Genomic DNA, 4,944 nt, shown 5'->3' on the forward strand with positions numbered 1-4,944 from the left:
GTTCAATGGCCTACCTGTTTTGAAACAGAAAGAAGGCCTGTTAGTTGATTATCTACAAAGGATTTATGACACGCTGGATTTAGCTTTGGATGATCATCCTAGAACGATGGCGGTAAGAGTTGATTTGCGATTACCGCTTTTAATGGTGATGGAAGAATCAAATTTGATGAAAAACTTCATTGCTTCGTTGGATGCGCAAATACAGGCTGATTTAAGAAGGAAAGAAAGAGCAGGGAAACCGAAACGGAAATGTCGATTAAGATATGTATGGGTGAAGGAAAAAGATAAAGCGTTACATCATCACTATCACCTTGTTCTGCTGTTTAACAAGGATGTATATAACAGCCTGGGGTCATTCTCTAACCGAAACAACCTATCTCACAAAATTAAAACGGCATGGTGTCGGGCATTAGATACTGATCTTGATGATGGTGGTCGTTTAGTGCACTTTCCTGACAATTGTGTATACCACATCGATGTAAATAGCCTTAGGTCTTCTTCTGTTCTTGACGAGCTATTTCGTCGTCTCAGTTACTTTGCCAAAGTACGCACCAAGCAATTTGGTACTGGAAACAGAAATTTTGGTTGCTCAATAAAATAAAAAAAGAGAGGGGATACATCCCCTCTCGACTCGTTATGATTAGTTAGCAGGCACTATGGGCAGTTCTTCACACCCCCCCATATGAGCCACGTCCACTAAAGTATCTAGAGAGTCACCACACTGCGTTTGGTGAGTGCCGTTAGGGTAAGTGGTACGTACAATCCAGATACCTTTGCTATTCACGTCTGTGATGACATTTTTCTCAGCTGTACTTACAACTGATGTACGTGTCCAACGTGATGCATCGTAAGATTCAGTTGAGTCCAGTGAGTAGTTCCAAGTTGAGAACTGGTCCAGCACTGTTGGGTCTGTGATGTTAGAGTACAAACCATCGTTGATTAGGTCATTGATAACAGCATCGTCACCAAAGTCAAAACCCCACATACCAGCTTGTAGTAACACATTGCCGTCTTTCAATTCACGAATGACGTTAGCGTAAGGTACGCTAGAAGAGTACACGAGTGTATCTGCACATGCAGTATGGTCGTCAACTAGAACAGAAGCGGATACAGAGAATGTAACAGTGTCGTTGCCGTAGTTTTTTGAGTTCTGTACGTAATCATTAGTTAAACCACAACCGTATTTGCTGATTTCTGGTAGGTAGTCGATTAGGTCATCAGTGTATTTTTGCACTGCGCCTTCTTCGGCTTTGATTTTGTTACGGTAAACGATGAGGCGGCCTACAGTTTCTAAGTCAACAGAAACTTCAAATACACGTAGAGAATGTGTGTCGGCATCAAACACGCGTTCTTCACGATACCACTTAGTGAAATTCCCTGCGTCGTCTTTCTCAACGTAGTACTCAACTGTAGCTTTCCAAGCGTTAGGGTTCGCATCGACTAGAGCTGAAGTTTCAGCATAGCCTTTTGCTAGACCGCTGGTTAGAAGCTGGGCTAGTTGATGCTGCTCGGTGTTACCAGAAGCGATGAAGTCTGCGTATAGCTCGTTAGCAGGAATGTTGTAGCGGTTACCCAACTCGTATTCCTTCTCGGCGACTAGACGTACAACTTTGTTTTGCGCTTCAGTATTCGCAGCCAACTCTTTACAGTTGCTTACGCCACTTTGTAATAGGTCTGTTTCAACAGCTGACCAAATCACTGTAGTGAATGGAGTAGTAGCAAATACATCTTCGCCTACGTTGTCAGATGAGAATGAGGGCGGAAAGGTTAAGCTATAAGGTTTATTAACTAACCCATAATCGCTATCGTATGCACCAGTAGGCACATTGACGATAATTGGTGAGTACTCTTTACAAATTAAGTCATCTTCTTCAATAGCAAAATCGAAACGACCGTTCTGATCTGTGGTAGAGCTAGGTTCATTATCGTCTTGTACACCATTGAAGTTGTAATCTAGGAACGCAGTAGCACCCTCGACATAGCCATCGATAGCCACACCTGCGATTTGAGCAGACGGAGTACCTGGATTAGTACCGCCACCCCCTCCGCACGCTGTCAGAGCTAAAGCGATAGAGCTGACAAGAGTTGTCCTCAATAACATTGTATTTTTCATAATCCTTCCTTGTGTGGTTAGTTGAACATGTTGGTCTTGATCTTGAGTGTTGAGTTTTATTTAGAGGTAATGGCCTCAGATAGTAAAAACCCTTCAGGGTAGGTGAACTCGAACGTACTGACGTGGATGTCTTGAATTTGGTTGAGTGGGGCTGAGCAAATACGCTTTTTGAATTGGTAGATCAATTGAAGGCAATCATTCTCTAATACCAACCCAAGTGGACAAACGTATTGAAGCACTTGTTCGTTACGTAGATGGAGCCGAGCTTCGCGTTGGTGATAGATGGATAGACAAAGTTTGTCAAAAAGAGCCTCGTTATAATCATCTTTGTTACCAAGCCGTTTATGCCGAACATGAGTACGTGAGGTTTGGTGATGATTCGCTGACAGTAACGGAGCAAAACAGTCCTTAACACTTGAACGACAACTTTCAGGAAGCATCGATCTTAAGCTCTCAAAAGCGAGTTCAATAAGTAGAGACTCGCTAGGGCCAATAGCATATTGAGAATGAGCTCGTCGATGGTAGCTATAAGGGAGGCTTCTATCGTCTTTTTCCACATCTAGATAAGTCGTCAAGATGTTCAAGCAGCGTTGTACAGTGCGTTTAGAGCGTTCAATGCCCGTATTTGTTAGTCGTTGATGAACTTCGTTCGCCGTGATCTTTCGTTGAGTAGGGATGAGAGAGTAAACTTCAAACACCAACTCAATATGTTCGATGCGTTGCTTGTTGGGTTTAGAGGGCATGGGACCACCAAAATTGAAACGTGATCAATCGCCTCAACACTTTTGAGTGATGAGTTTAAGAATCAAGTTGATTAGGGATCGGCTGGTGGCCACACAGCCTGATACGATTACTTCTTGTAGTTAATGACGAGTTTGTCTGCGAAAGGGTATTTAGCTATTTCATAGTCTGGGTTTCTTGTGGCTAAATTATGCGCCGATATTGCGGCTGCTGAAGCTAGGCCAAAAATGACAGCGGGGCCGGAAGCCAAGGTGGCAGCCATCGTTGTAGAGCGACCTGCTGTGTATATTCGACATGATAGATTTTGAGCCTCTATAAGCCGCTCAATCTTTTTCACCGTCTGAGAGAAGTTTTTTACCCGAGTTAAGGTGAACGACTCTTTTCGTTGGATTAAAGCGATGAGCTCTTCATCATTGGTATGATGCAGTACATTACTTGTGGTCATTGTGAATCCTTAGTTGGGTGTCTATGAACCATCACTGATGGCATTAGAATAAGGATGGGTGAGACAAATAACGTCTCACTCAAATGGCGGATAATGATTATGTGAAATGGGCTGTATATTTGAATTTAAATGACCTCGGGAAAGGCCATTATTTATCCTTTGCTGCTTCTAGAATTTCACTTAGTAGGTAACCTCTATTCATCAACTCAATAGTGGCTAAGAGCCGTTTTAGGTGAGCCGAAGAAAGGCGTTGAACGAATTCAAACAGTTCGTGATCTGAGCTTTGCTCTACCTCCTTTTTAAAGTGCTGATACTGTTCATTAAGGTAATGACAACTCGCGAGAGCGACTCTGATGAGCGCTTTTGTGAGCTGCTCTTTTAATGGGGAGATATTGGGCATGATTGGTATCACTTATCGGTAATGTAGTGATAAGTCGTGGGGTGGGAGTCAATGATGAAAAGTCATTCAGGCCTTGCTACATATAGGGTTAGCTCTCTCCGAAGCACGACTTTTGATGGCTGTAGTGGTCCGGTGCCTTTGTATCGTGACATAGACCCGGACGGGTTGTTCTCTCATTACGAAGTGATAGATATAGAGTCAAACGCTTCCATATCGATGTAGTTTAAGAAGTTATCCTGCCAAAGCTCGAACATCTCTACAGCGGAATAGTTGCCCTTGATTGGGCTCCATCCCCCGAACTCTGTAAAGAACGCTTGGTCTCGAAAATCAAAGTCTAGACATCGCGCCAATTCTGGATACACATTCCCAACGTAAGCAAAATCAGTGATGTATTCGACATTCCATAGACCACTGGAGATCTGTGTCATCGCGATTTCAACAGGGTGAAATCCACCAGCTTCTGAGCTGTATGAACTATCTCGAAAGTTGAACGTCAGGTAAGTACTTTGGGCTATTGACTCACACTGGGTTAATTGTTGTTGAAAATGGTTGTTTAACAGTGCGTGAAGTTTGTCAGACACAGGTAAACTTGATGGGTGAAAGAGCAGAGTAGACATATTGATGCCTCCTTGAATTTAGATGAAAGAGTGTGGTGATTGGTTAGCCTTAGCGGACTTGAGTGAGTTGTATGTCATCGAAGACATGCTGAGTTAAATGCTCATGGAAAGCGCACATCCAGGCTTGGAACACTTTTGTTGTGATTGGATGGCTCAGGCTCGCTGCCCCCGCATCTGGTTGATAGCACCAGTGATTAAGTAGGTGGAAATAGAGATACACATCGAGCGAGTCGGTGGTTTCATCTTGATAAGTGAAATTGGCCACAAAAACCAAATTCCAATGAGAGCGTGAATTCTCCCGCTTTAACTGAATCTCTACAGGGGCGACCCCTTCCTTTGTTTTGTAGTAGCTTGTATTTCGGCAGTTGAGTGCAATGCGTGTCGTGTCTTTAGGGATCGAGTAGCGAGCGATGGTTTGCTCTAACTGCTGGTGGAGTTTGCTATTGAGGGTGATGTCACCATAGTGTTTCTCAATCATAACCAGCCCCTTTCCGCAAACGACGTGCATTGTTCCCCAACAACAATATGATCCAGAACTCGAACATCAATGAGCGCTAAAGCATCTTGCAATCTCGTCGTGATGCGCCTGTCTGCTTGGGACGGCTCAGGATCGCCTGATGGATGGTTG

Annotated in this window: 8 protein-coding genes; 1 reads left to right on the plus strand and 7 read right to left on the minus strand. The window is 43.7% G+C overall.

The features are described 5' to 3' along the window. Window positions 1-601 (plus strand): inovirus Gp2 family protein (locus AB4496_RS16895; RefSeq protein WP_372131428.1); only part of this gene is annotated, 601 nt, incomplete at its 5' end. Between the two features lie 39 nt (window positions 602-640). Here the strand turns inward: AB4496_RS16895 and AB4496_RS16900 are convergent. From AB4496_RS16900 to AB4496_RS16930, 7 genes are all read right to left on the minus strand, one after another. After that, entirely contained in the window at window positions 641-2,113 is a 1,473-nt protein-coding gene (locus AB4496_RS16900; protein ID WP_017104406.1) for a hypothetical protein, read from the minus strand. A 56-nt stretch (window positions 2,114-2,169) separates the two neighbouring features. Beyond that, window positions 2,170-2,856, minus strand: coding sequence for a hypothetical protein (locus AB4496_RS16905; protein ID WP_017104405.1), 687 nt, complete (start codon window positions 2,854-2,856; stop codon window positions 2,170-2,172). A gap of 107 nt (window positions 2,857-2,963) precedes the next feature. Next, the gene (locus AB4496_RS16910) at window positions 2,964-3,299 is read right to left on the minus strand and encodes a hypothetical protein (RefSeq protein WP_004734952.1); all 336 of its coding nucleotides are present in this window, start codon (window positions 3,297-3,299) and stop codon (window positions 2,964-2,966) included. A gap of 148 nt (window positions 3,300-3,447) precedes the next feature. Next, window positions 3,448-3,699, minus strand: coding sequence for a hypothetical protein (locus AB4496_RS16915; protein ID WP_017104404.1), 252 nt, complete (start codon window positions 3,697-3,699; stop codon window positions 3,448-3,450). Window positions 3,700-3,875: 176 nt separating this feature from the next. Further along, window positions 3,876-4,316, minus strand: a complete 441-nt coding sequence (locus tag AB4496_RS16920) for a DUF2787 domain-containing protein (protein WP_004734954.1) — start codon at window positions 4,314-4,316, stop codon at window positions 3,876-3,878. A 49-nt stretch (window positions 4,317-4,365) separates the two neighbouring features. After that, on the minus strand, window positions 4,366-4,794 hold the full coding sequence (locus AB4496_RS16925; RefSeq protein WP_017104403.1) for a DUF2787 domain-containing protein: 429 nt from the start codon (window positions 4,792-4,794) through the stop codon (window positions 4,366-4,368). Beyond that, window positions 4,791-4,944: JAB domain-containing protein (locus AB4496_RS16930; protein WP_372131430.1), on the minus strand; the 154-nt coding region annotated here is incomplete at its 5' end. The genes AB4496_RS16925 and AB4496_RS16930, both read right to left, overlap by 4 nt.

Source organism: Vibrio sp. 10N.222.46.A1, assembly GCF_041473595.1.
GTDB classification, from domain to species: domain Bacteria; phylum Pseudomonadota; class Gammaproteobacteria; order Enterobacterales; family Vibrionaceae; genus Vibrio; species Vibrio tasmaniensis_A.

Coding starts and splice junctions, on each gene's coding strand:
- AB4496_RS16900 (WP_017104406.1), bottom strand. CDS start 2,113: ATGAAAAATACAATGTTATTGAGGACAACTCTTGTCAGCTCTATCGCT.
- AB4496_RS16905 (WP_017104405.1), bottom strand. CDS start 2,856: ATGCCCTCTAAACCCAACAAGCAACGCATCGAACATATTGAGTTGGTG.
- AB4496_RS16910 (WP_004734952.1), bottom strand. CDS start 3,299: ATGACCACAAGTAATGTACTGCATCATACCAATGATGAAGAGCTCATC.
- AB4496_RS16915 (WP_017104404.1), bottom strand. CDS start 3,699: ATGCCCAATATCTCCCCATTAAAAGAGCAGCTCACAAAAGCGCTCATC.
- AB4496_RS16920 (WP_004734954.1), bottom strand. CDS start 4,316: ATGTCTACTCTGCTCTTTCACCCATCAAGTTTACCTGTGTCTGACAAA.
- AB4496_RS16925 (WP_017104403.1), bottom strand. CDS start 4,794: ATGATTGAGAAACACTATGGTGACATCACCCTCAATAGCAAACTCCAC.